A 26,473-nucleotide genomic window follows, 5' to 3' on the forward strand; every position below is an offset into this window, starting at 1 on the left:
ATAGATCTACGAGAAAGTTCTTTATTCATGGATTATAATGAATGTATCCACTATCCTACCCTACACACTTAAATCTGTCTTACAATCGTTATTATATAGCGAATAGTTATAAGATTACGAAATGAGCTGTTTATAAAAAAGCTGCATTTTTTATTACAGTATTTTATCTAATCTATCACTTTAAGTTAAATATTGATTAATCACTTTAAACAACTAAATAACTTAAAATTACAACGTATTACTTAAATATTTGATAATCAATTATTTGAATGTTTTACATTTGTATATTTATGATTTTCATTTTATATACAAATGTATTTTAATAATGTAAATTATTTTTTTACATTTGTAATTAGGTTGATAAGACAAAAATTATGAGTTTAAACGAGAGAATTTCAAAAATTATAGAATATTCCGGATATACTCCTTCAGAATTTGCAGACGAAGTTGATGTACAGCGTTCGTCTGTTTCCCATATAACTTCTGGCCGAAATAAACCATCTCTTGAATTTATTATAAAAATAAAATCCAGATTTCCTGAAATTCTATGGGACTGGTTAGTTAACGGCGATGGTGAAATGCTGAAATCAGATGTATCAGAAGATCAAGAAACTGAAGAAATTATTGAATCCGAAAAACCAAGACCTACTTCTCTACCCGATCTTTTTACATTGATTAACGAAGAAACAAATTTGGAAGAACAAAAAGATGAGCCATTACCAATTTTTGATGCCTCTTCAGAATCGGATAAAACTTATAAAGATGCGGAAGAAAGAAAAATAACCGATTCTCAGCGATTAGAAGACAAGATTTCAGAAAACACAACTAAAAACACTGAAAACCAATACAATAAGGTAAAAAGGATTGTTTTATTCTATGAAAACGGAAAATTTGAAAGTTTTGAGCCGTAGTTGAATATCGCAAATAAAAAACTCCATCCAATGATGAAGTTTTATTTGTGAAAATATTTTTATGGAAGTACAATTATTTTTTTCTCCTTTCCAATTCTTTTTTTATTAAACCAAGCTCTCTTCCTGTCTGTCCTGCGACAGAAGTATTTTCTCTGGCTCTTCTGGTAAGGTACGGAACAACATCTTTTACAGGTCCGTAAGGAAGATATTTGGTAGCATTGTAGCCTTTATCCGCTAAATAGAAGGTAATATTATCACTCATTCCGTAAAGCTGTCCGAAATAGATATTTTCGTGGTCATTATCAAGACCTTTTGCCTTCATTTTATCCATGACAAGCTCAGAAGAGATTTCATTGTGTGTACCGAAAAATGCAGAAACTTTATCAAGATTATTCATCACAAAATCTATCCCCGAATTGTAATTTTTATCAGAAGCATCTTTTGTCGGCTGAATCGGGTCAGCATACCCTTTTTCGGCAGCTCTTGCCCTTTCCTTTTCCATGTAAGCGCCACGAACAATTTTATATCCAATAAAATAATTTTTTTCTTTTGCTCTCTGAAGATGCTGCTCCATATACTCAAGACGACCTGTTCTGTACATCTGAATCGTATTCCATACAATGGGGTTTTTCTGATTATACTTTTCCATCATTTCTTCACAGAGCTGGTCTGCTGCGTCCTGCATCCAAGTTTCTTCCGCATCAATCATTACTTTTTTGTTGTTCTCATAACATAGTCTACAGACTGCATCAAATCTATTTACCACTCTTTGCCATTCTTCTTTCTGACTTGAAGTGAGCTCAGATCCTTTTCCTACAGCTTCATAAAGATCAATTCTTCCAAACGCAGTCGGTTTAAAAACAATAAAAGGAATAGCCGGATTTCCCACAGAAAATTTAACAATATCTTTGATCTCATTGCAAACAGCATCAAAAGTTTCTTCATCTTCTTTTCCTTCAATGGAATAATCAAAGATACTTCCAACCCCCCTTTTGAAAAGCTGTTTAACCACTTTCATGCTTTCTTCACGCGTTTCACCGCCTACAAATTGTTCAAAAAGTGTATTTTTAACAATTCCTTTTACAAAAGGAAAATCATTATGGACAGTAAAATTTAGGAGAGAGGTACCAAGATTGGTTAATGCAGGTTGTTCAATCATTTTAAACATCCAATACGCTTTTCTAAGCTGTGCATCTGTTTTATCTGCAAAAGCAACTTTAGTATCGTTAAAAATGGGCATTCTTTTATGTTAAATTTATTACTGCAAATGTAAGAATAACCGCCACTTTTTTAAAATTTTTTCTTCATAATTTACCTTGAATTCCTGTAAAAAGCATCGCAAAAATTCCAACCAATACCCAGAATCGTAAAATATTGAGAACTAGAACTTTAATTTGTCTTGAAGAATTAATCAACAGATAAATGCAGAAAATTACAACGAATAATCCTGCCACAAAATAATAAGACATATAACCTGAGACACCCGATTTATTAACTAATCTCATTGAAACTGCCATGATTAAAACCAACAATGAAATGACTATTGTGTTTGTTTTTTTACCATTAAAAAAATTTGGTATTGTAGTATATCCAAAAGTTTTATCAACACTTTTAGTCAGCATATCTTTCACGATATCAATACAAAGCAAAACCAAAAAAAGAAAAATAGCCATGAGAAAAACCTTTTTTGAAAAGGTTTCATAATACACCATCATTCCAAAAAAAGGATATAAAGTCAGGCTAACAAAAGTCAGATTATTAAGAATGAGAATACGGCTCAGTTTGTGACTGTAAAACCACATAAAAAATTGGTAAATGACAAAAAAAATCAAGACCCGATACGAAATAATAGTCGCTACACCTAGCGAAATTACTGTGAGTACTAAATAGAAATATAGAAAATATTTTTGCTTGATAAAACTTTGAATTCTGGTTCTGAATGGTTTAACAAGATGATCTTTTTCCAGATCGTAAAACTGATTAATGATTCCTCCCGCCAAAATGGAAAGAACTGTACAAAAAATGATCCCGTGAACTTTGAAATCAAAAACAAAATTTCTGAATGTTTCGTCTTGGTTAAATAAAAAATAGGTGGAAACATAAAGCGCAAACGTCAGCAGTGCAGCAACAAAAAAACGCGCACCCAAAAGGAAACCTACAAACTGTGAAATTCTGTAAAGCAGAGATTTAGATACAAAATCTTTATCCCTGAAGTTATCTTTTTCAGAATTCATTTCCGGAATATTTTTAGAATCTGTAGATTACTTCTTTCTGGAAGCCATCAAGCATTTTTTCTGCTTTTTCGTAGTCTTTAGTAAATCCAAGAATGTAACCTCCGCCTCCGCTTCCGCAAAGTTTAAGATAGTATGCATTAGAATCCAGACCTTTTTTCCAGATATTGAAAATGCTTTCCGGAATCATCGGGCGGAAATGCTCATAAGCCCAGTGAGAAAGTTTTTTAAGATTTCTGAAAAAAGGATTCATATCTTTTTTCAGGAAAGAATCAATGCAGGCATTATTATATCGTATAAACTCTTCTTTGAGAGTCTTTCTGAAACCTTCAGTCTTCATTTTTTCAAAGAAAATCTGAATCATCGGTCCCGTTTCACCTGTAATTCCTGAGTCTATAAGAAAAATTGCTCCTTTTCCTTCTTCTCCATTCGGGATTGCTACTTTATCCAAGTTTTCTTTATTTTCAATAAGAATAGGAAGGTTCATATAGCAAATCAAAGGATCCATTCCAGAACTTTTTCCGTGGAAATAACTTTCCATTTCACCAAAAACAGCTTTTATGTTTTTTAAATTTTCCTTAGAAATGGTTTCAGGATTATGTTTTATGAATGAATATTTTTCAAAAATTGCAGCAACTAAAGCTCCTGAGCTTCCTACTCCATAGCCTTGCGGAATGTTAGAATCAAAGAAAAGACCTTTTGAAATATCATTTTTAAAACGATTGACATCTAATCTAAAGTTTTCAGGAAGTACAAGATTTCCTAGAAAATCTGCATATTTATATAAATGATCGTTAGATTTTTTTTCGAATTCTGAATCGGAATTTTGCTTTGAAAACTTTAATGTTCCCTTATAAAAACTGTAAGGAACAACAAGACCTTGTGAGTCTTCTATCATTCCATACTCTCCAAAAAGAATAATTTTAGCGTAAAATAAAGGGTTCGTCATATTGTGTTAAAACGTTTTTGCAAAGTTATGATATTCTGCCGAATATTTAACAAATTTTAAGCCAACTATAAAGTTTCCCTGTCCTTTATTTTTGGTACATGAAGAAAACGGATTAAAATTAATCCTATAAAGAAAAATATCGCCATCGAAAATGCGGCAAACCTCATCCCTGAAGCTGAAGGTAACGCAACATCAATTTTTGCAAATATCCTGATGAGTGCATCGTATTTATCTATAAATAAAGCAAATACAAATGTCCCAACGATAATTGCCATTTTTTCAAGAACATCATAAAAACTGAAAAAGGTAGTATTTTCCATTGAATTTTCAGGCAGCAATTTAGAGTACGTAGATCTTGACATCGCCTGAAGCCCGCCCATTACTAAACCAACAACCGCTGCAACACCGTAAAACTGATATTCTACGGTAGGATTTTCTTTATTCAGGAAAAATGCCCAAATACAGGCAACAATCCATAAGATTATGGCAATAGAAATCACATTTTTGTTTCCGATTCTTCTTGAAAGCCTTGAGAATATAATTGCACCGATAATCGCTTCGATCTGAATGATCAATAAAGTACCGATCAGTTTGTCCTGAGCCAGATTGATCTCACTTTTACCAAATAGTGTTGCCATAAGGAAAATAGTCTGCATTCCCACACTGTAAAAGAAAAAACTTGATAGGAAGTACTTTAAGCTTCTGTCTTTAAAAAGTCCTCTCCCAACTTTGAAAAGTTCTCTAAAACTTTCTTTTGCAATATCTTTATAGAAACTTATATTATCCTTTAAAACTTCAAAAAATCCACCCTGCTCTTCGTGTCTTTTGAAGATGTTTTTATAATTTAATAATACCAGATCTTTGGGCAGCTTTTCTTTAACATCACCAAACTGTGGTAAATGTTTGAAAGTATATTGCGAAAATCCGAACCACCAAGCTCCAGTCAAGAGAAAAGTAATTCTTGTGAAAATAAGCTTCTGCTCTTCTCCTTTAGCTAAAACCATGATTAAAACCAAACAGAGAACGACCAAAACTACTGAGCCAATATACCCATAAACATAACCTTTTGCTGAAAGCGCATCCTGCTTGTCTCTTGTGGCAATATCCGGAAGAAACGAATTATAAAACACCAGACTTCCCCAAAAACCAACACTTGCAGTAATGCTGAACAGTAAACCTAGAAAGACATTATGCATTCCTGTAAACATTGCCAATCCCATACAAGAAGTTGCTCCCAGATAGCAGAAAAACTGCAAAAAAGATTTCTTGTTTCCGATCGTATCGGCTAATGACGACAGAAATGGTGAAAGTAATACAACGATCAGAAATGAAATGGTAAGAGAATATCCGTAAACTGCATCAGGCTGATATTCTTTTCCAAAGATTTTAATCATGTGTCTTACCGGAACATCTATCCATCTGCCCGTTTCCTGCACAAACTCTTTTTTTTCGTAAGCTGTGGTAATGATCGAATAGTAAATTGGAAATATAGTGGAGGTAATTACCAAAGAATATACTGAATTTGCCCAGTCGTAGACCGCCCAGGCTTTCATTATTTTCGGATTATTTTTGATATTCTGAGTCGGTTGAATTTCAGTTTGAGACATTTTCAAAACAATTAGTTTCACAAAAATAGAAAAACCGCTGAACATTCGGAGGTTTTTATTTTTTTATGATGAAATTTTATTGATTCTGATACAAAATCATCCAAATTCAAAGCTGAAGTAATAATAAATTTGATTTTAAATAATTTTATGTCATAAAGCCTGAAAATATTTAATTTCATTTTTCCATTTTTTATCTGAACTTCAGATGTCCTTCTTTTTGAAATTTATTAATGTTTAATTTTAAAGGTGGTTCAAATTAAAAAATCCGGAAACTTACGCTTCCGGACTTCAAAGATTTATTGAAAAACAATAATTACATATTCTCAATAACAATTGCAGAAGCACCACCGCCACCGTTACAGATTGCTGCAGCTCCGTACTTACCGTTATTTTGTTTCAAAACATTGATTAGTGTCACAATAATTCTGGAACCAGAACTTCCCAGTGGATGCCCCAAAGCTACTGCTCCACCGTTTACATTTACTTTAGCAGCATCTAATCCTAAAATTTTATTATTTGCTAAGCCAACTACAGAAAACGCTTCGTTGAACTCGAAAAAATCAATGTCTGAAATTTCCAAACCTGCTTTTTTAAGAGCAATAGGTAAAGCTTTTGCAGGAGCTGTTGTGAAGTTTTCAGGTTCCTGAGCTGCATCTGCATAAGAAACGATTTTAGCCAGAGGTTTTAACCCTAATTCTTCCATTTTTTCTTTAGAAACGAGGATCAATGCAGATGCACCGTCATTCAACGTAGATGCGTTTGCTGCGGTAACCGTTCCTTCTTCTTTTTTGAAAACTGTAGGAAGTGTAGGAAGTCTGTCAAAATTCACTGATTTATATTCTTCATCTTCAGCAAAAATCACAGGTTCTCCTTTTCTTTGAGGAATACTTACAGGAACAACTTCTTCTGCAAATTTCCCTTCACTCCATGCTTTTGCAGATCTTTTATAAGATTCAATCGCAAAATGATCCTGCTCTTCTCTTGTAATACTGTAGTCGGTTGCACATTTTTCAGCGCAGACTCCCATATGTACTTTATTGTAAACATCTGTAAGTCCATCAAGTACCATTCCGTCCTGCATTTTTACATCGCCAAGTTTCGCAGCATTTCTTGCATGATAATAATGAGGAACCATCGACATATTTTCCATGCCTCCCGCAACGATTACCTCTGAATCTCCTGCCTTTATAGATTGTGCAGCCATCATTACTGCTTTCATTCCGGAAGCACAAACTTTATTAATGGTAGTAGAAGGTGTTTCATTTGGAAGTCCTGCTCCTAATGCTACCTGACGAGCCGGAGCCTGTCCTTCACCTGCCTGCAAAACATTTCCCATATAGATCTCCTGCACATTTTTAGGATCTAAATTTATTCTGTCTAATGCTCCCTTTACAGCTGTAGCTCCTAATTTGGTTGCAGGTACAGTAGATAAACTTCCCATAAAACTTCCCATTGGCGTTCTTACTGCGGAAACAATGAATACTTCTTTCATGTGTATGATATTTATTTTTATTTTAATTAAATTAATATTTTAGTTTTCTAGACGCAAAAAACAATGTGAAGGCTCCTGCAAATTCCACAATCCATCCCCATTTGAGCTTTACTGTTGCTGCAAGGGTTTCTGTCCACGATTTAAAGGGAAGAAAACTGAAATAACTAAATGCCTGATATTTGGTGGCAAAAATGGTAAATACAAACAGGGCGATCAGCAAAACAGCAATAATCCTGACAAATTTCTGGTTGTTGTTTATAATTCCAAATAAGGCCAACAAACTCAAGACCCAACAGGTAATTGCCAGATAATGATCTACTTGCCAGTAATTCCAGCTTCCGATAACAGGGATGTGAACCAAAGGAAGAAAGCTTCCAACGATAACCAAAACCAACCCAATAATCTGAATATTTTTCATAAGTCTTAAAATGCCAAAATACGAAAAAAAACATACTTTTCATAAGTATGTTTTAAAATCAATTAATTTAAATTGCAAATATATTTTAATCAAAATGTAGGTTTAAAATTTATTAATTATTTAATCTTAATTTAATTATCTTGTTGATTTAAAAAATTAAAAATATTATTTATAACCCAATCTTCGATCCATATCAACTAGTTAGAAGATAATTATCATTAAGGGTGATAGAAATTCTAAAAATTAAAATGTCAATGCCCAAAGATCAATTCCTATTTGTACACCATTTTTGTTACGAATAAGTGCCTGATTATTAAATATAGGTGAAAAATCTTTCATTACATAAATATTGAACCCGAAATATTCTATAGATATTTTTCCTCCGAATATGAAAGGATTTAACCCTTTTGACACAGCCTCGCGAATGTATACTCTATCTCCGAAATCATTTTTGTACTGAAGATGAATCCTGTCATTAATCTTAACACCTCCATAAAGCCCCAAACCTACTCTCAATTGCTTTTTTGTATTATCTATATATTTCGTTCCTTTATACTCTTTATATTTAGGATTCAGAACGAAGATAGCTTCTAACGGTGTATAAATATAGTCTGTTCTCAGCCATGCATTTTTAAAATTATTACCTGTAAAATCTGTGATATAAAGATTTTTATCATCCTGCGCAAAAATTTTATCTCCGTTAGGTATAATCGTTTCAATTCTCCACCCGAGTCCTACACGATAAAAAACAGGGCTTGTTGTTTTACCCAGCTGATTCTCATAACGCAGAGTAAAGTTTCCTGAGGTAGAGTTTTTCAGCTCATTACCTTCAGAAAAATTAAAGATTTTATTGTTATTAGTAAAGTTGATCAACGAAAGTCCTGCAACATATCCGAAGCTTTGTAAATAATTTTTGGGGTCTTCGGGATCATCAAAATCGGGCTGCTCGAAAGTTAAGTCAAGTAAAGCACCTCTTGAGGTTCTGAACAGACTGTTTTTTGAATTGATATTAGATTTAAAAAGTGCTTTTTTTACTGTTTTTCCGGTGATGTCTTCATATTCATCTTTTTGCTTTGCAATCTCATCATTTATTATGGCTTCGTAACGAATGGCGGTTAAATTTTTCTGCTCATTCATTTCACTTTCTGAGATTTTGCCATCTTTCATTTTCTTTTCAAGCTCATCAAATTCAGCATTCATTTTATTACGTTCATGAATTACCAAACTGTCAATTTTATTGGTATATCTTTCCATTTGTTTCCTCAGGGTTTCTTTCGTTTGAGAACGACAAATTGAGAACAATAGCGTAAAAGCCATTGTAAATACTATTTTCTGTATCATAATTATGGATTTTATTGATCGTTAGTATTACTGTCGAAAGGAGTAATAAATTCCGTACTAATATTGATTTTGTTGATTTTAATAATACCGAGTCTCTTTACATTTTCATTGGCACCATCTTTCTTTTCGTTGCTGTATTTTCTTTGAAAAATGAGATCATTTGCTGTAATGTATTTTATTTTTTTATTCTCCTCTTTTTCCGACAGAACTAATTTTGAAGACTCTTCAGCTTCCTTATTCATAATTTTGGTATCCATTTCAGATTCAAAATTCAATTGAGAAGAAATGTTTGTGGCTAATGGAGCTTCTTTTAAAATATCTATCGAAGTTTGTGCTACTTTTTCGGTTGATTTTATTTCTCTTTTCTCAGACTTAAAAATAATTTCAGAGTTCTTAGGGTTAGGATCCTTAATATTATTTTTGAAATCATTAATCAATTGGGAGTTGTCAGTTTTATTATTTATAATTTCTGACTTATCTTTAATGGCAATACTTTGATTAACATTTGGTTTTTTATCAAAATTTATATAAACTGAACCTCCAATTGAGATCAAAAGAATAACTACAGCAGCGTATTTCCACCATTGTAACAACGGTTTTTGAACAGTTCCTTCGTTTCCGTCTAATCCATTTTCAATTTGATTCCAAAGATCATCAGAAGGTTTTATTTCGAGTTCTTCATACTCAGATTTTAATTGTGTCAGTATATTTTTTTTCATTTTGCTTTTCTTTTAAATAATCTGAAATCCATTTTTTTGCTTTACTGAACTGGCTTTTGCTTGTTCCTTCAGAAATATTGAGTATTTCTGCAATTTCCTGATGTTTTTTTTCTTCAAAAACGTAAAGATTGAAAATCAAACGATAACCTGCAGGCATACGTGAGAAAATCTCTTCTATATTGATGTCTGCCAGTTTCTCATCTTCTTCATCTTCCGGCAAGCCGTCTGCAATTTCAACATCCACATACATTATATTTTTATTTTTCCTGACAAAAGTTATAGAATCATTCACTACAATTTTCCTAAGCCAAAACGGAAAGCTTTTCCATTCTCTACATTCGTTGATTTTAGAAAAACACTTTAGAAATGCATTGAGCAGTATGTCTTCCGCATCATGAATATTATTGGTATAAGAATTGGCAACCAGAAGCATTTTTGCAGAAAACATTTCATAAAGCTCTTTTTGAGCTTTACGATCCTGTGTTTTTGCAAGCTTAAAGCTTTCTTCCAGTCCCTTCATGAATTTAGTTTCTGATTATAAGACGAAACATTTTTGAAATAGTTGCCTAAAAATAAAAAAAAATTGCACTTTATCTCTAAAGTGCAAATTCTGTTTTAATTTGTAAAAATAATTACTGAGCAAAAGAATATCTCGGTCCTCCCGGTTGAAATATTGCTAACATTCTGCTTTTCTGATCACTGGAAAACATAAACATAGCACGGTCATCCACATAATCCATGTAATTCATAGTCATTTCTACAGGATTTCCGGAACAAGAGCTATAATGCGGATAAGCCGGAGCGCCATAGTTAGCAGTATTGTGAGAAGGAGTATCACCACAGAAATCATTTCCACAAGTAGCATCTCCCCAAATATGACGAAGATTCATCCAGTGTCCTACTTCATGCGTTGCTGTTCTTCCTAAGTTATAAGGGTAAGTTGCTGTACCCGTACTTCCAAAATATCTTGAGTCTATTACTACGCCGTCTGTAGCTGATGAGCCACCAGGAAACTGCGCATAACCCAATATACCATTACCAATGGTGCAAACCCACAAATTAAGTTTTGTTGTTGGAGACAAAGGATTTAATCCTCCCTGACTTGTTTTTTTCATTGCATCTCTGGTTCCCCAAGATGTTTTCTTGGTAGATTTTCTTACTACCTGATCTAAAACGAAACGGATTCCGACATTTGCTTTTACTCCCGAAAATAAACTAGGAACATTGTTGAAATCACTATTAGTTGCATTGAAATCCTGATTAAGAATATCAATCTGGGATTGAATCTGTGCCTGTGAAATATTTTCGGATGCTGTTTTGTATAAAACATTTACTACAACAGGTATTTCGATGACACCATTTACCAATCTCGACTGAAAATTTTGCTGAATTTTCTGCTGGGTAAAGTTTTCTATATCAGAAATTCTTTTAGACAATCCGGGATCTGTTGCCATCTGATCTTTTAATACATCATCTGAAGCACACTTTCTTTTAGCAGAAACACTCGTTGTTTCAACTCCTGCAGATTCAGATTCAATCTTTTCATCAGATTCACATCCGATCAAAAAAGCACTTGCTATACATAGCATAAAAAGTTTCTTTTTCATAATAATATTTTATAAATTAGGTTAAAAAAAAATACATCTGTTAAATAAATTGCAATTCTGTTACAAATGTAATAATTAAAAATTAATAAAAAACAAGTGTGAATTAAATTTAGAATTTGTGTAAATAAAAAAATGCATCCTATCAAGAATGCATTTTTTTTGATTTTATGTTAACAAAAATTAATGTGTAATTTCTTTTATTTGTGCAGGATCATGTTTATGTTTGAAAAACAATCCGAAAAGTATAGTTATTATTAATGCATAGGCTGCAAAATAAAGCCATATCTCGTGCCACATTTTATCACCGTTCGGAAGTGTAAAATAATTCTGAATCACCCAACCACTTACGAGACTTCCTCCCATTGCTCCGAAACCATTTGTCATCATCATAAATAATCCCTGCGCCGAAGATCTGATCTTAAAGTCAGTAGTAGTTTCTACAAATAAGGATCCCGAAATATTGAAAAAATCAAAAGCCATCCCATAAACAATACATGATAATATTATCAGTAACAAACCAAATCCTTCCGGAACTCCATAAGCAAAAAAGCCAAATCTTAAAACCCACGCAAACATCGAAATCAGCATAACATTTTTAATTCCAAATCTTTTGAGAAAAAACGGAATTGCCAAAATAAATAATGTTTCAGATACTTGTGATATAGACATGATCAATGTTGATCGTTTTACCACCAAACTGTCTGCATATTCCGGCATTCTTCCAAAGTCAGAGAGAAAAGCATCACCGTACATATTGGTAAGTTGTAAAGCAGCTCCTAAAAACATTGAAAAAATGAAAAACATCGCCATTTTTCCATTTCCAAAAAGAGATAATGCGTTTAAGCCCAGTTTTTCTAAAACGGTTGCATTTTTAGGTATTGTATTTTGAGGCGGACATTTAGGCAAAGTGAAAGCATAAATACCCAAAACTATTGCAAAAAAGGCAGCAATATAGAATTGATTTCCTGATTCTTTATTCCCTGTAAGATTGGTGATCCACATGGCAATAATAAATCCTACGGTTCCCCAAACTCTGATTGGAGGAAAAACCTTTACCACATCATAATTATTATTCTTAAGAATATAATAGGCAATAGAATTGGATAAAGAAATAGTAGGCATGTAAAAAAACATCGCTATTAACATAATCCAGAAAAACTGATTGGGATCTGCAACCTGAGGAAGAAAAAATAAGGTAATACCATACAGAATATGGAGAATTCCGTAAAGTTTTTCCGCATTCATCCAGCGGTCTGCAATGATGCCCGTTAAAGCAGGCATAATGATTGAAGATATACCCAGAGTAGAAAATACTGCTCCAAACTCTGAACCACCCCACTGTTTGGTTCCAAACCAATATACACCTATGGTTATCAACCATGCTCCCCAAACAAAAAATTGCAGGAAGCTGAGAATGGTTAATCGTAATTTTAAATTCATATTTAATTGATCAATCTTTTTTAATCTAATCTATTTTCTTTTTACGTCTCTTTATTTCTTCCTGAATCTCAAGAGCTGTATCAAAATCTTCTTCTTTTACCGCTTCATCCAGCAATTTCTGTAATTCTTCCATTGAAATAGATTTCAGCCCTTCTTCCGAAGATGCTGTCTCTGAAAATGCATCATCTTCTTTGGCAACTTCTTCCAGTTCGAGAAGAATTCCTGCTTCATTCAGAACCTGCTGTGTAGTGAAAATTGGTGCATCAAAACGCACTGCCATTGCAACTGCATCGGAAGTTCTTGCATCTAAAATAAGCTCTTCCTGTGTTTCGGAATTTTTGAAATTGATATTGGAGAAGAAAACACCATCTACAATCTGATAAATAATAACGGAAACCAACTGGTAATTTGCCGAAACTATAAATTTTGAAAATAAATCGTGAGTAAGAGGACGCGGTGGATGAATGTCTTTTTCCAGACCTAAAGAAATGGATTGTGCCTCAAAGTTGCCGATGACAACGGGCAGTTTTATATGAGTTTCTTCATGTTCCAAGAGCAATGCATAAGCTCCAGATTGTGTCTGGCTGTACGATATTCCGCGTATGATGAGCTGTTTATAATCCATGACTACAAAGATAAATGTATTTTTTTATCTATACTTTTAATTTTTTAAATTTTATGAGTATTTTGCTTTATCTGCATCCTTTAATATAATGGTCACGCAGCCTGGCTTGAGCGGAGCTCTTTTGGTCGCGACCGGAGGGAGCGGCAAAAAAGCGGGAGCGGAAGACGGAAAAAGCTGCCATAATAAATAAAATTATTTGTGAAAGAATAAAAAATAAAATGAAAAAAAACTTCCGGAATAATAATTATCCCGGAAGCTTAATTATCGATAAAAACTTTTTAGCCTTTAATCGCCTTTATTTTTTCTGTCAATGCAGGAACAATCTGAAAAGCGTCTCCTACAACACCATAATCGGCTGATTTGAAGAACGGAGCTTCTGCATCACTATTGATGACCACAATTGTTTTGGATGAGTTAACACCAGCCAAATGCTGAATGGCACCGGAAATACCGATTGCAATATACAAGTTGGGAGCAATTGCTTTTCCTGTTTGTCCAACGTGCTCGTTATGACCTCTCCATCCAATATCTGAAACAGGTTTGGAACATGCTGTTGCTGCACCTAAAACACCTGCTAATTCTTCTACCATTCCCCAGTTTTCAGGACCTTTGAGCCCTCTTCCTGCGGAAACAACTATTTCAGCTTCTTTTAGATCTAATTTCCCTGAACTTTGTTCATGAGAAATCACTTTTGTATCTTCATTAGCAACAGCCAATTCTTTTACTTCTTCCGAACCGGCAACTGAATTTTCTTTTACACCGAATGCATTCTGAGAAACTGTAATAATTACTCCTGTTGCTTCTGATTTTGCATGCATGAAACCTTTTCCTGAAAAAGCTTTTCTTTTTACCTGAAATGGTGAGAGACTTTCCGGAGCTTCCAACACATTGGTAATTAAAGAATAATTCTTCATCACCGCTAACATTGGCGCCACAGAAGAAGCATCTGTTGTGTGAGGAAAAACGATGATATTTCCTTCTGCCACTTCACTTACCGCCTGTGCGTAAGCTTTTGCTGAGAAATTTTTAAGACCTTCGTCTTTGATGTTGATTACATTGGTCGCTCCATATTTATACAATAAATCTGAAGAGTCTGTTGGGTTTACCGAGATCGCCGTAACGGTGTCTCCTGCCTGATCGGCTACTGCTTTAGCATACGAAACTGCTTCAAAAGCCGCTTTTTTGTAAACTCCGTTTATATTTTCTGCGTATACGAATACTGCCATTTTACAATTAATTTAAAGATTAAAAAATTTAAGATTAAAAGATTATATAACCTTTGCTTCCTCATGAAGAAGTCTTACCAATTCATCTAAATTATCCGGAGAAACCATTTTAACAGCAGCTCTTGGCGGTACTGAATCATAAGAAACTCCCTGAACTTTTACTTCGGAAGAAGTAGGCTCTACCACCTGCAAAGGTTTTGTTCTTGCAGACATAATTCCTCTCATGTTTGGGATAATCAAATCTTTTTCGTCTACCAAACCTTTCTGTCCAGCAATTACAGCCGGCAATTTCACAGAAATAGTCTCTTTACCTCCTTCAATTTCTCTCACTGCAGTAGCTTCACTTCCATTTACCTCTAAACCTACTGAAGCGTTTACGAAAGGTTGGTTTAACAATTGAGCGATCATTCCCGGAACAGAACCACCATTGTAATCAATAGATTCTTTACCACAAAGAATTAAGTCATATCCTCCGTTCTGAGCAACCGAAGCAATTTCTTTTGCTGTAGAAAAACTGTCTTTAGGATCAAGATTTACTCTTACCGCATCATTGGCTCCAATTGCTAAAGCTTTTCTTACTACAGGTTCTGTAGTAGCATCTCCAACATTAATGACTGTAACAGTTGCGCCCTGAGATTCCTGTAGTTTGATAGCTTTTGTTAAAGCAAATTCATCCAAAGGATTAATCACCCACTGAATACCGTTTTTGTCGAACGCAGATTTATCTGCTGTGAAATTAATTTTTGAAGTAGTATCGGGAACACTACTGATACAAACTAATATTTTCATATGTAGATATTTATTGTTTTAAAATTATATAGAAACACATTTTATTAATGTTTTTTTTATTTACCAATTGATGCGATCTTTTTATTGGTTATTGTCTTCATTTCACTCCATTAGTCAAAAGATTGATGAAGTAAATTTTTATTGAGTTCAATTTTGTAAATATAATTAAAAAAAATATTATGCATGCATAACAGTTATTTAATTATTATTCAGTGCATTATAAGTTATTATACCTTAGGTTTAGCAGCTCTGAATTCAATTTTACTTGGTAAAACTCTCGGATTCATTTTTAAAACATCTAAAATGAGGTTTCCCATATCTTCAGGCTGAATCTTCCATGCATCTTTTTCGGAGGGAGTATTTCCGTTAAAGTGAGTAGCTACCGAACCAGGCATGATTACTGTTGATTTGATATTATACTTTCTTAAATCAATCATTGCAGCTTGCGTAAATCCTACAACACCAAACTTTGAAGCATTATAACCTGTTCCGTTTTCAAAAAAATTGGCACCAGCCAAACTTGAAATTGTGATATAATAGCCCTCACTTTTCTTGAGTTCAGCAACTGAAGCTTTTAGAGTATGAAATACTCCCGTAAGATTGGTATCAATCATAGAATTCCATTCTTCGGAAGTAAGCTCATCAACTGGTTTGAAAACACCAAGTCCGGCGTTAGCAATGACAAAATCTAATCGCCCGAATTTTTCTTTAATCAATTTTACCGCTTCATTTTCACTTTCCAGAGTTCTTACATCTGAGACTATTCCCAAAATATTTTCTGAAATTTTTCTTAACTGATTTTCAGCTTTTTCAACATCATCTCTTTTTCTACCTGAAAAGGCTACGGAAATGCCATTTTTTAATAACACTTCTGCAACTCCAAAACCAATTCCTTTAGTACCACCAGTAATATACGCAACTTTATTTTCTGACATTTATTAAATTTTAAAACCCTAAAATAACAAAAACGCTCCAATTGGAGCGTTTTTATAAGATAACATTTATCAGTTATTATTTTTTGATGAATTTCTCAGTAGAAATACCATCTTTAGTTTCAATGTTGATCAAATATGTTCCAGCAGGAAGACTTCTTACATCTACCTGAGTATCATTTAATTTTACATCGACTTTTCTTCCTGTCATATCAACTACAGATACTGCATTGATTTTTGAATCTGTTTTGATGTTTAGGATGTCTGAAGTTGGGTTTGGAGAGATTAAAACTTTATTGTCAGAAACAGTTTTTGTTCGTAAATCCAAAGATAATCTCATTGGTTTATCAAATGTCGAATTCTCTGAAGAACTTTCCTTTGAAGAACCAACTCTACACCATTCAATTTTAGCTAAAAAACTACCTTTGATATCTGTATCCGGAGTAAGTAATATATAAGAACCTGCTTTCATTTCAATATTCTGATTTATACTTACTGAATAATTTGTAGTTGTAATTGAATTGGAAGCTCTGTAAATGAAAGCATTATTAGTTTCTGGTGATATAAGCGAGATATCTTGAATGCACTCACCTATTATACTTTTAAACTGGACTAATTGGGGAAGATTTTTTCCGGCAGTTCTTCCGTTCAGATAAAGATTATAAATATCAATATTTGCATTATTAAAATTATTTGGATTAATAATTCTAGCCAAATACTGATTACTATTATCAAATGGCATATATATATTACCGTATTTATTTCTCTGCATATCCAGAGGACCGTCAGAAGATGAGGAATAATTTATTGGTAAATTATAATAATTGATGGAACCTGGAGAAATATTTACCATATCAATACCATGTACAATTGAGCTACTATTTGACCCTACATAAAGAATTGAGCCATTATTCGTAAATTCTGCACACGATCCAGAACCTGGATTTGTAGTGATGTCTAAAACAAAGTCAGTTGTTATTTTTCCTGTATTATTATTAAATGATAATACTTTACCACTTGCCCAATCATTAGCATTTACACCTCCCCAATATACAACATATAGGTAATTTGAAAAATTACTACTCACATTTACCTGAGGAGAAATTTTAAGATATGAAGAGCGGCTAACAGGGGAATAATTTGGAATGTTTGCAGGTATATCACTTACAACGGGAGAGTTTATCAGACCTTGATTATTTACAAGATAACTATAAAGTTTTGCTTTATTGGGAATAACTACCCAAAATGATTTATTATCAGAATGCTTAACTACATTTACATTGGCTGCTGCAAAAGGCAATTCATTTGCTCCGGTAAGAGGTACTGAATTATTATTTGGCAACACATCTCCTAAAGGTAAATTATTATTTCCAATACTACCTAAAGACATATCTACAATCGTATAGCTGCTAATCCCATTTGAAATGGTGCCATTACTATAATAAACAGGAACGGGAGTAAAAATATAATATAAATTAGGATTTCCCGGGTGTTTTAAAATTGCTAATTGATTGGCTTGAGACCAAGCACCAAATACATTTAAATTTCCATTTGGCATAATCTGATGCTGTCTATTCCAAATATTTTTGCCATCGGTATAAAAAAGCAGATTACCATAACTGTCACTTATAGATCCAACCGGCTGAGAATTGGCAGACATTTGGCTGTCTATTAACGGTGTTCCTAATCCTGAAAAGTTAACCGCAGCTTTGTCTCCAAAATACCAATGATCATTCTCCCCTTGTGAATATCCAAAAAAAGATAAACATATGCTTATTGTTAAAAAAAACTTTTTCATAAATAGATTATCAAAATATTAACAATTATTTACTTAGTTTTTTCTCTAATCCCTCAATACGTTTATTCTGTTCTTCAATATTCTTCTGTTGCTGTAAAGTGTATAAAGTAAGTTCTTCAATCTTTTTTAATAAAAGAATATTCATTTCCTTCAGTTCAATACCATTAGCAATCGCTTCATCGGTAGTAGGAATTTCCGGTAAATGACCTTTTTCATCAATAAAAGATTGTAAATCTCTTAATGGCATCAACTTATAATCTTTTTCAAATACATAATCAGCCCAACCGCTATTCGCAGCAATTTCTACTTTTACTTTTTCGGTTTTGATACCGTCTTTAACGAAGAGACGGTAATCTAAACAATTGGAACAATCAACATTATCTGTACCTATACCCACTTTTTTTGAATCCGATAAATATAAAGCTATCTTATCAGTAGGTATTGTCTGATAAACTCCGTTTGTTTCTTCATAAGTAGGATGCATATATAAGCCTCTTTTAACAACCGTTGAAGGCGGAAAATCTACATAATAGGCTGGGTCATAATTATACATAATCGTATAAAAAGAATGGGAATACGTTGGTCTTGTAACAGGGTCGTTTCCAAATAAAATCTTGCTATTATCTATTAGCCTTGTGTTTCCATTAATAACTAACTTACTTCTTGTGTTAGCAAAATTAGCTCCAATACTCACATTTCCATTTCTAAAAATATTATCTGTTGAATTTGCGGCACCATCCCACTGCTGAGAAAATAAGGAATTTGAAAATAAGGCACAGATTACCAGTAAAGCGATTTTTTTCATGGTTAAAATTTTATATTATAGATCACTAATATACAAAAAAATATTCATACTCTGGTGAAAAATAAAAAACGCTCCAATTGGAGCGTTTTTTATAAGATAACATTTATCAGTTATTATTTTTTGATGAATTTCTCAGTAGAAATACCATCTTTAGTTTCAATGTTGATCAAATATGTTCCAGTAGGAAGACTTCTTACATCTACCTGATTACCATCTAATCTAACTTCAACTTTTCTTCCTGTCATATCAACTACAGATACTGCATTGATTTTTGAATCTGTTTTGATGTTTAGGATGTCTGAAGTTGGGTTAGGAGAGATTAAAACTTTATTGTCAGAAAACACAATGTCATTGGTACCTAATACCCCAGCAGCAATATTAAATGTATCAAGAGCAAGAGAAACAGCACCAGCAGCACCAGGAGTATTATGATTAAATCCAAAATAATAAACTCCACTAGTATTCGGACTAAATAATGTTGTCATCTGCGTCCAAGTGGATGCCGAGAAGTTTGTGGTAGACCAAACCGTAGTTGTCTGAGCAGTAGGATTCGGTTGATTACCTACTTTTAATTGCAAACTTTGTGCAGGTACTGGAGTTGCAGCTGTGAAATTTCTCAGATAAAATGTGATTTGATAAGAGTTTCCAGCAGTTAAATAAATTGGTCGTGAATATAGCCATCTGTCGGTTGGAGTAGCTACTACAGTACTCGAATTTGAAAATACCATTTGCGCACCAGCCTGAGGATTACCGGCAGCATTATTAGTAGACCAACTACCCGACCAACCATCAGCAGCAAATCCATTTGTATTATCAAAACCATATGGATATCCTGCTGTAGTTGCATCTAATGCCGCAAAAGCTCTGTATGGTCCAATCCAAGCACTTTGAGAGCTACTTGAACATTTACTTCTAAGATAATAAAAAATAGCAGATCCTGCAGCACCACTAATACTTGCAGTAGGGGTTGTTGTATTTACGATAGTACCCGTACCTTGAGTAAAGCTTGCTGGTCCATATTCTACATCATAAGACGCTGGTGTGCCAATAGCAGCACTCCAACTAACAGTTGCATTTGTAGTGCTTGTAGCATAAGGTGTATTAATACCAAATTCATTAGGTCTAATACATGACGCAGCATTAAAATTTACTGTAAAATCAAATCCTAAATTGCTCCATCTGTTATCCCATACAATATAGTAGGTTGTGCCAGCCGCAACAGGTATAGTAGTAGCTGACAGATAGTTAGCACTTGATATATCATCATTTCCACCATAGCATGATAAAGCGGTACAAGTTCCCGTTATAATAGAAAGTCTAGTGTCATCACTTTTAAGAAGACCATCATTTTGGGGTAAATCAGAAGAAACCGTAAGTTCCCCATTTGCAGTAGCAGTAAATTTGTACCACATTGCAAAAGGAGTTGTAGCCTGTCCGCTACCAGCACAAGTTCCTACATAACTTCCAGTATAACTTGAAACAGTAGTTGTACTACCAGAAGTTACAGCTAAAGCACCCGCACAATTTGCTTGACCAAATGAAAATTGCGAAAAAATTGCAAATCCCAATGAGAGTAAAACTTTTTTCATAATTATTTTAATTTTAAATTTTAATAGCGTAAATATAAAAAAACATCACATATCAATGATAATTTTTTTTGTTAAAATTAAAATAATCCTCAATATTTTTTATTGAGGATCATTTATTTATAATATAATCACTAAATTATTTAGAATAATTCTCAAAAAACAACGGAATACTTTCAATTCCTTTATAGAAATTAAACAAACCGTAATGCTCGTTTGGTGAATGAATAGCATCAGAATCCAGACCAAATCCCATTAATACTGATTTTGCTCCTAAAACCTGCTCAAACATTGCTGTAATAGGGATACTTCCTCCTCCTCTGTAAGGTAAAACCTCTTTTCCAAATGCAGCCTGCATTGCATTTTTAGCCGCTAAAAATTCTTTTGTGTCTGTTGGTAACACGTACGGCATTCCTCCATGATGCGGAGTCACTTTAACTTTTACATTAGCCGGAGCAATTTTCTCAAAATATTTTGTAAACTTCTCCGTAATTTCTTCAGGAGTCTGGTAAGGAACCAAACGCATGGAAATTTTAGCAAAAGCTTTGGATGGAATCACTGTTTTTGCTCCTTCTCCTGTGTAACCACCCCAAATTCCGTTGCAGTCTAAAGTCGGACGAATAGATGTTCTTTCTAAAGTTGTATAACCTTTCTCACCTTCTACATCATTCAAGCCGATTGATTTTTTGAATTCTTCAGGATTGTCTTTTAACTTGTTCATCTCGGTTCTATCTTTTTCTGAAACAATTTCAACATTGTCATAAAAGCCGTCAATCATGATATGCCCTTCGTCATCAATCATTTTGGCAATCATTCGTGAAAGAACATGAATAGGGTTCGGAACTGCTCCGCCATATAATCCGGAATGTAAATCTCTGTTGGGTCCCTCAACTTCAACTTCCACGTAACTCAAGCCTCTTAAGCCCGTTGTAACCGTTGGTTGCTCATTGCTATAAATATGGGTATCCGAAATCAAAATACAGTCACAGGAAAGTTTTTCTCTATTTTCTTCAACCCAGCTTCCCAAGCTTACAGATCCCACTTCTTCTTCACCTTCCAAAATAAATTTCACATTACAAGGTAAAGAATTGGTTTTCATCATTGCTTCAAAAGCTTTGATCTGCATAAAAAACTGTCCTTTATCATCCGCTGAACCTCTCGCAAAAATAGCTCCTTCAGGATGAAGCTCAGTTTTTTCAATATAAGGTTCAAAGGGTGGTTTTTTCCACAAGTCTAAAGGATCAGCAGGCTGTACATCATAATGACCGTAAACCAAAATAGTGGGAAGCTTTTCATCAATCAGTTTTTCTCCAAAAACAATAGGATAACCTTTGGTTTCGCAGACTTCAACATTGTCTGCTCCTGCATTTTTAAGATGTTCTGCACATACTTCTGCACATTTTAACACATCGTTTTTATAAGCCGGATCAGCTGAAATAGACGGTATTCTGAGTAATTCAAACAATTCGTCAACGAAACGGTTCTTATTTTCGCTGATATACTTTAATGTTTCTTGCATTATGATTTTAAATTTTGATAAAATTAAAAATTTTTGTCTGTGATGACAAGGAATAAAGCTAATATTTATTTATGATCGGAGTTTTTGTGAATATAGGGGAGAAATTGTTTACAACAAAAAATCCCGCAAAATTTGCAGGATTTATGTTTTATTTAAGAAAAAAATTAGTGTTCAGATTTAGCCGCTTCTTCATGCTTTACTTCAGTACTATCTGTTTTTTTTGCTGCTTCAGCTTCATGAGCAACATGAGTTGGCTGCCCGTTTACAGGAGTTGTTTCATGAGCGTTTCCGTGATGCTCTGCTCCGCCCTGATGATCATCAGAATATCTTTCTACACCCTCCTCAAGCTTTAAAGTACTCTTATTTCCACCTGCCTGAATTTTCTTGCAGCTTACCGCCACCGTTGCCAAAGCTAAACATATAACTAATTTTTTCATATGTAAATTTTTATTTTTTAGGATATTACGGAATTGTTACCAATCAATCAACTCCTGAATTTTAATTTGCCCAAAAGTAAGAAATATTGCATTTTTCGGCAACATTTTTATACTGATTTTAATATTATTTTGCCTTTTTTTGATTGTGTAAAAATAAGATAGCGATCTCCACCATCTTTCAGCTGATATTTTTTCTTAATTTCGTCCGGTTTTAAAGGATAATTTTTAGAAATAATATTCAACTGCTCTTTCTTCTTAATTTCTTTTGAATCAACAGTTTTCATTTCCAAAATCCTTCCCGGAAAATCTTTAATTTTAGTATCTGATGTATAAATATGAGTATTTGGATGCAGTTTCTTTAGTCCAAATTTTTTTGAAATTAAATTGAAAATTCCTGCTTTCAGCACAGCGTTATTAGGTATATAGATCCATTTATGAGCTTCATCATATTCTGCTACAGCAGTTTTTTCTTCATTAAAATAAAAGCTAAGCGATGTTTCTTCCGATTCGAGATTCACACAATGACAAATAATTTCACCGGAAAAATCTTTATTCTGAGTAATCACGATTTCTTTCACATCGTTTTTAACGGCGATAATATCAATTTGTGAAACATTTTTCAAGACAGAAACAAGATATTTCAAATCAATAAGCGGAGATAATTTTATCACGACCTTTCGTGAAATTGAAAGAAGTTTATCCTGAATTTCTAAAATATTAGGAGATAGGTCTTCAAGCAGAAAAACTTTGTTTTTATTCTGATCCCTTCTTGCAGGATCAAGATAAATTACCTCAAAATCATCTTTATTGTCTTCTAAGAAATCTTCAAGTTTTTTGTTGATGAATGTTGCTTTTCTTTCTAAGATTTTCCAATTATGCTGTACGGTTTCTAAAAGTTCAGCATTTTTTTCAATAAGAGTAATTTGTTCAAAATTTTCTGATAAGTAATAAGCATCAATTCCGAAACCGCTTGTTAAGTCGATGAAGCTTTTTCCATTTAAAGCTGCAGATTTATATTTTGCGGTAGTTTCAGATGAAGATTGCTCAATATTAAGCTGCGGAGGAAAAATAATTCCTTCTTTGAGTAAAAACGGAAACTTTTTTTGTGCAGTTTGCTTTCCCTTGATCTGATGTACAATTTCCTGCATTGAAACGTCTGGAAATGGAGATTTTCTTAATAATAACTTATGTAAATCTGAGTTTAGATTTGCATTGATAAATTTTTGAATCTCAGAATTTAAAATTTTCTTTCCCAAAATTATCTTTTGTAAAAAATATAATCAGTGAGTATTGGTTTTATACCGTTTTGTTTGAGTAAAGTATTTATTTGACCTCTATGGTATGTGGAGTGATTAATTGCATGAAAAAGTATTTCGAAAATACTGTTCTTAAATTTTTCTCCTTTTGAGTTTTGATATTCAACAGTTCTATCCAAATCAGAATTTTTTATAATTTCAATACTTTTCTGATAGTTTTGGAGATTAATTTCGTTAAGATTTTCAAGAGGATTGATTTGCCAGACTTGAAATGCTTTTTCTCCTAATACTCTTGAATTCCAAATCTGCTGCGCATTGAGAGTATGATTGATTAAACTGAGAGTTTTTTCATCTACTTTAGAAATATTTTCTAAGATTATAAGAATAATTTCTTTGTTAAAATGATAAGTGTAATCAAATAGATCAATGATTTTCTCTTTCATTATTCATACATTTCTGCCCAACGAACTGCTTTTATTTCTTTCTCATTATATAAATTATCAATCGTTTTTTTAACATCCAGTTTTGGATATAAATTAACGCCGATTAGCTTGATTTTTCCTTCTTCTACCCATTTTTGCTCTTCAATTGCATGGGTATAAATTTCTTTTTGAATAGAACCTTGTTTCAAAAGAAACAGATACCCTCCTTTTTCTTCGATTTCAACAAAATATCTCCATGCTTTTTCAGCGATCTGCTGAGTCAGATCTTCAACATAATAGCTCCCATTAGAAGCATCTTCAAAGACATTGATGATACTTTCATAAGCCAAAACAATCTGCTGTTTGAAAGAAATTTCTTCAGAATTTTCTGTAGACTGATCTACAAGATAATTACTGCTATATACTGCATCTGCACCTCCAATCATCGCAGAAGCAAGCTCCAGAGTTGAACGAATAAGGTTATTTTCATTATCCGAAACAGACTTATTTCTCAAAGATGTCTCAGCAAAAATGTATGGAATGTCATTCAAATCATATTCTTTTGAAAGCTGATTGAAAACCAATTTAAAAGCTCGGATCTTTGCCATCTCAAAGAAATAATTTCCTCCTACAGCAAATCTGAAGAGTATTTTGCCTAAAATTTCGGCTCCGTATGCTTCAACAAGCTCTTTTGTTTTAGCCAAAGCAATTCCCAATTGTTGAAAGATGGCTGCACCCGCATTTTGATGAAGTGATACATCAACACAGATATTTCTTTTAAAATCTTTTGCCAGAAGTTCTTTAACCAGTTGGTCGTTAATTTCAGCATTTTTTTCATCAAACACATCAATCAAAGAGAAATACTGATCTTCATCTTGCGGACTGATATGTTCTGCCAAATCTTTATTGTTGATAAAAATGGTTTTTTCTGCCAAATTTTCAACATTCTCATCGAGTAAAAAAGCAAAAACATCGTCTTCCAGATTTTCCTGATAATGAGCAACCAAATGTGTACTTTCTTCTATCTTCGGAAGATTGGGAAGCTGCTTTTCAACTGAATGATATAAAGGCTTAACTTCAATTCCTTCAAGATTTTCTTTTTTCAGAAGCGTGTAGATATCTTCCGTTTTAAGTTGTTTCTTAACGAGATTTTCCCAGTTTGAGAAGGTTTCAGTATTTGACATAAATAATGTTGATTGAGTCAGTTGTGAAATGTCAATTGGTTTTGCTTATTAATCTTAACGATTCACTTGTTTAGCAAAAATTAGCCGTTGACAATTACTTTAAAAATTATTTCTTTGCAATATTGGCACTATCCGCAACAAGGATGAAAATCTCTTCATTCGGCTTTTTCATGAAGTAATTTTCTCTGGCGTATTTTTCTTTTTCAGATTTATTATTCATCAGCTTTTTGTAGAATTTATCATTTTTTTCGTACTCTGATTTATAATATTCCAGCTGCTCTTCGTATTTATTGATTTCGCCATTCAGCTCATGAATTACCAAAAAAGAAGTTTTATCGAAGAAAATCATCCAGACCAAAAATAAAACAATGGTAATGACATATTTGTTCAGAATATAATTCTGAATAAACTTCAAAGTTTCAGACTTTGGCTTAATGTCTTTGATAAGTTCTTTTTCTGACATTTTCAATGTTTTCTGAGTGAATTTTTAATAACAGTAGTCAAAAAATCAATGGCTACAGAATTTTGTCTCATATTAGGAATAATCAAATCAGCTTCATTTTTTGAAGGTTCGATAAATTCCTGATGCATCGGTTTCAATGTGGTTTGATAACGGTGCAGAACCTCACTTAGATCCCTTCCTCTTTCCTGTGTATCTCTTCTGATTCTTCGAATGAGTCTTTCATCTGAATCTGCGTGAACGAATACCTTCAGATCAAATTCTTTAAGAAGTTCTTTATTGGTTAAAACTAAAATCCCTTCAACGACCAAAACATTTTTTGGCTCTACCGTCACATGATCTCCTGTTCTTGAATGGGTTACAAAACTGTAAATAGGCTGCTCAATAGACTCATTGTTTTTTAAGGCTTTTACGTGCTTTATCAGTAAGTCAAAATCTATGGATTTGGGATGATCATAATTAAGAGCTTCTCTTTCAGCTAAAGTGAGATTATGGTTATCATGATAATAATTATCCTGAGAAAGGATATTCATTCCCTCAATATCAAGTTGTTGTATAATTTTATCAACAACAGTAGTTTTGCCGGATCCCGTTCCACCCGCAATTCCTATTACAAGCATTTTTTGAGTCTGTTTTTATTTTTACAAATATAGTATTTTATTTAGAAGCTTAAAATGGGAATTTGGAATACGGAAGTTTTTTTAATGGAGATTTACTGC

Annotated in this window: 26 protein-coding genes; 1 reads left to right on the forward strand and 25 read right to left on the reverse strand. The window is 33.3% G+C overall.

Annotated features, from left to right (window positions below; all coding sequences use genetic code 11):
• Positions 1 to 374: 374 nt before the first annotated feature.
• Complete coding sequence (locus FOL89_RS04645) at positions 375 to 911, forward strand: helix-turn-helix domain-containing protein (protein WP_144281684.1); 537 nt, start codon at positions 375 to 377, stop codon at positions 909 to 911.
• Between the two features lie 73 nt (positions 912 to 984).
• Here FOL89_RS04645 and FOL89_RS04650 read toward each other — a convergent pair whose 3' ends face one another.
• The 25 genes from FOL89_RS04650 to udk form a co-directional block, all read right to left on the reverse strand.
• Complete coding sequence (locus tag FOL89_RS04650; RefSeq protein ID WP_144281685.1) at positions 985 to 2,151, reverse strand: proline dehydrogenase family protein; 1,167 nt, start codon at positions 2,149 to 2,151, stop codon at positions 985 to 987.
• Positions 2,152 to 2,215: 64 nt separating this feature from the next.
• Entirely contained in the window at positions 2,216 to 3,145 is a 930-nt protein-coding gene (locus tag FOL89_RS04655) for a UbiA family prenyltransferase (RefSeq protein ID WP_144281686.1), read from the reverse strand.
• A gap of 13 nt (positions 3,146 to 3,158) precedes the next feature.
• A complete protein-coding gene (locus FOL89_RS04660) occupies positions 3,159 to 4,091 on the reverse strand; it encodes a mevalonate kinase family protein (RefSeq protein WP_144281687.1) in 933 nt (310 codons plus the stop codon).
• Positions 4,092 to 4,156: 65 nt separating this feature from the next.
• A complete protein-coding gene (locus FOL89_RS04665) occupies positions 4,157 to 5,698 on the reverse strand; it encodes an MFS transporter (RefSeq protein WP_144281688.1) in 1,542 nt (513 codons plus the stop codon).
• Positions 5,699 to 6,011: 313 nt separating this feature from the next.
• Complete coding sequence (locus FOL89_RS04670) at positions 6,012 to 7,190, reverse strand: acetyl-CoA C-acyltransferase (protein ID WP_144281689.1); 1,179 nt, start codon at positions 7,188 to 7,190, stop codon at positions 6,012 to 6,014.
• Positions 7,191 to 7,221: 31 nt separating this feature from the next.
• A complete protein-coding gene (locus FOL89_RS04675) occupies positions 7,222 to 7,608 on the reverse strand; it encodes a hypothetical protein (protein WP_144281690.1) in 387 nt (128 codons plus the stop codon).
• A 243-nt stretch (positions 7,609 to 7,851) separates the two neighbouring features.
• Positions 7,852 to 8,949: a hypothetical protein gene (locus FOL89_RS04680; protein WP_144281691.1), complete on the reverse strand. Its 1,098-nt coding sequence runs from the start codon at positions 8,947 to 8,949 to the stop codon at positions 7,852 to 7,854.
• Between the two features lie 11 nt (positions 8,950 to 8,960).
• Positions 8,961 to 9,668 (reverse strand): hypothetical protein, encoded by a 708-nt coding sequence (locus FOL89_RS04685; RefSeq protein WP_144281692.1) that lies wholly within the window; start codon positions 9,666 to 9,668, stop codon positions 8,961 to 8,963.
• Complete coding sequence (locus FOL89_RS04690) at positions 9,634 to 10,188, reverse strand: RNA polymerase sigma factor (protein WP_144281693.1); 555 nt, start codon at positions 10,186 to 10,188, stop codon at positions 9,634 to 9,636. Before FOL89_RS04690 ends, FOL89_RS04685 begins: the two co-directional genes overlap by 35 nt.
• A gap of 112 nt (positions 10,189 to 10,300) precedes the next feature.
• Positions 10,301 to 11,275: a zinc metalloprotease gene (locus FOL89_RS04695; RefSeq protein ID WP_144281694.1), complete on the reverse strand. Its 975-nt coding sequence runs from the start codon at positions 11,273 to 11,275 to the stop codon at positions 10,301 to 10,303.
• A 180-nt stretch (positions 11,276 to 11,455) separates the two neighbouring features.
• Positions 11,456 to 12,715, reverse strand: coding sequence for a nucleoside permease (locus FOL89_RS04700; RefSeq protein WP_144281695.1), 1,260 nt, complete (start codon positions 12,713 to 12,715; stop codon positions 11,456 to 11,458).
• A 25-nt stretch (positions 12,716 to 12,740) separates the two neighbouring features.
• On the reverse strand, positions 12,741 to 13,340 hold the full coding sequence (locus FOL89_RS04705) for a bifunctional nuclease family protein (RefSeq protein ID WP_144281696.1): 600 nt from the start codon (positions 13,338 to 13,340) through the stop codon (positions 12,741 to 12,743).
• 278 nt (positions 13,341 to 13,618) lie between these two features.
• Positions 13,619 to 14,566 (reverse strand): electron transfer flavoprotein subunit alpha/FixB family protein, encoded by a 948-nt coding sequence (locus FOL89_RS04710; RefSeq protein ID WP_144281697.1) that lies wholly within the window; start codon positions 14,564 to 14,566, stop codon positions 13,619 to 13,621.
• Positions 14,567 to 14,608: 42 nt separating this feature from the next.
• Positions 14,609 to 15,355: an electron transfer flavoprotein subunit beta/FixA family protein gene (locus FOL89_RS04715; protein WP_144281698.1), complete on the reverse strand. Its 747-nt coding sequence runs from the start codon at positions 15,353 to 15,355 to the stop codon at positions 14,609 to 14,611.
• Positions 15,356 to 15,582: 227 nt separating this feature from the next.
• Positions 15,583 to 16,290: an SDR family oxidoreductase gene (locus FOL89_RS04720; RefSeq protein WP_144281699.1), complete on the reverse strand. Its 708-nt coding sequence runs from the start codon at positions 16,288 to 16,290 to the stop codon at positions 15,583 to 15,585.
• A gap of 76 nt (positions 16,291 to 16,366) precedes the next feature.
• Positions 16,367 to 18,085, reverse strand: a complete 1,719-nt coding sequence (locus tag FOL89_RS04725) for a T9SS type A sorting domain-containing protein (protein WP_144281700.1) — start codon at positions 18,083 to 18,085, stop codon at positions 16,367 to 16,369.
• Between the two features lie 25 nt (positions 18,086 to 18,110).
• A complete protein-coding gene (locus FOL89_RS04730) occupies positions 18,111 to 18,890 on the reverse strand; it encodes a hypothetical protein (RefSeq protein ID WP_144281701.1) in 780 nt (259 codons plus the stop codon).
• A gap of 113 nt (positions 18,891 to 19,003) precedes the next feature.
• Positions 19,004 to 20,479, reverse strand: a complete 1,476-nt coding sequence (locus FOL89_RS04735) for a T9SS-dependent choice-of-anchor J family protein (protein WP_144281702.1) — start codon at positions 20,477 to 20,479, stop codon at positions 19,004 to 19,006.
• 136 nt (positions 20,480 to 20,615) lie between these two features.
• Positions 20,616 to 21,995, reverse strand: a complete 1,380-nt coding sequence (locus FOL89_RS04740; RefSeq protein WP_144281703.1) for a dipeptidase — start codon at positions 21,993 to 21,995, stop codon at positions 20,616 to 20,618.
• Positions 21,996 to 22,159: 164 nt separating this feature from the next.
• A complete protein-coding gene (locus tag FOL89_RS04745; protein WP_144281704.1) occupies positions 22,160 to 22,432 on the reverse strand; it encodes a hypothetical protein in 273 nt (90 codons plus the stop codon).
• Positions 22,433 to 22,539: 107 nt separating this feature from the next.
• Entirely contained in the window at positions 22,540 to 23,688 is a 1,149-nt protein-coding gene (locus tag FOL89_RS04750) for a class I SAM-dependent methyltransferase (protein WP_144281705.1), read from the reverse strand.
• A gap of 2 nt (positions 23,689 to 23,690) precedes the next feature.
• Positions 23,691 to 24,131: a DinB family protein gene (locus tag FOL89_RS04755; RefSeq protein WP_144281706.1), complete on the reverse strand. Its 441-nt coding sequence runs from the start codon at positions 24,129 to 24,131 to the stop codon at positions 23,691 to 23,693.
• Entirely contained in the window at positions 24,131 to 25,294 is a 1,164-nt protein-coding gene (locus tag FOL89_RS04760) for a methylmalonyl-CoA mutase family protein (RefSeq protein WP_144281707.1), read from the reverse strand. The genes FOL89_RS04755 and FOL89_RS04760 overlap by 1 nt, the downstream gene beginning before the upstream one ends.
• 106 nt (positions 25,295 to 25,400) lie before the next feature.
• The gene (locus tag FOL89_RS04765; protein WP_144281708.1) at positions 25,401 to 25,757 is read right to left on the reverse strand and encodes an FtsB family cell division protein; all 357 of its coding nucleotides are present in this window, start codon (positions 25,755 to 25,757) and stop codon (positions 25,401 to 25,403) included.
• A 2-nt stretch (positions 25,758 to 25,759) separates the two neighbouring features.
• Complete coding sequence (gene udk, locus FOL89_RS04770; RefSeq protein ID WP_144281709.1) at positions 25,760 to 26,374, reverse strand: uridine kinase; 615 nt, start codon at positions 26,372 to 26,374, stop codon at positions 25,760 to 25,762.
• Positions 26,375 to 26,473 lie beyond the last annotated feature (99 nt).

Source organism: Chryseobacterium echinoideorum (assembly GCF_007474535.1).
In the GTDB taxonomy this organism is placed as follows: Bacteria; Bacteroidota; Bacteroidia; order Flavobacteriales; family Weeksellaceae; genus Chryseobacterium; species Chryseobacterium echinoideorum.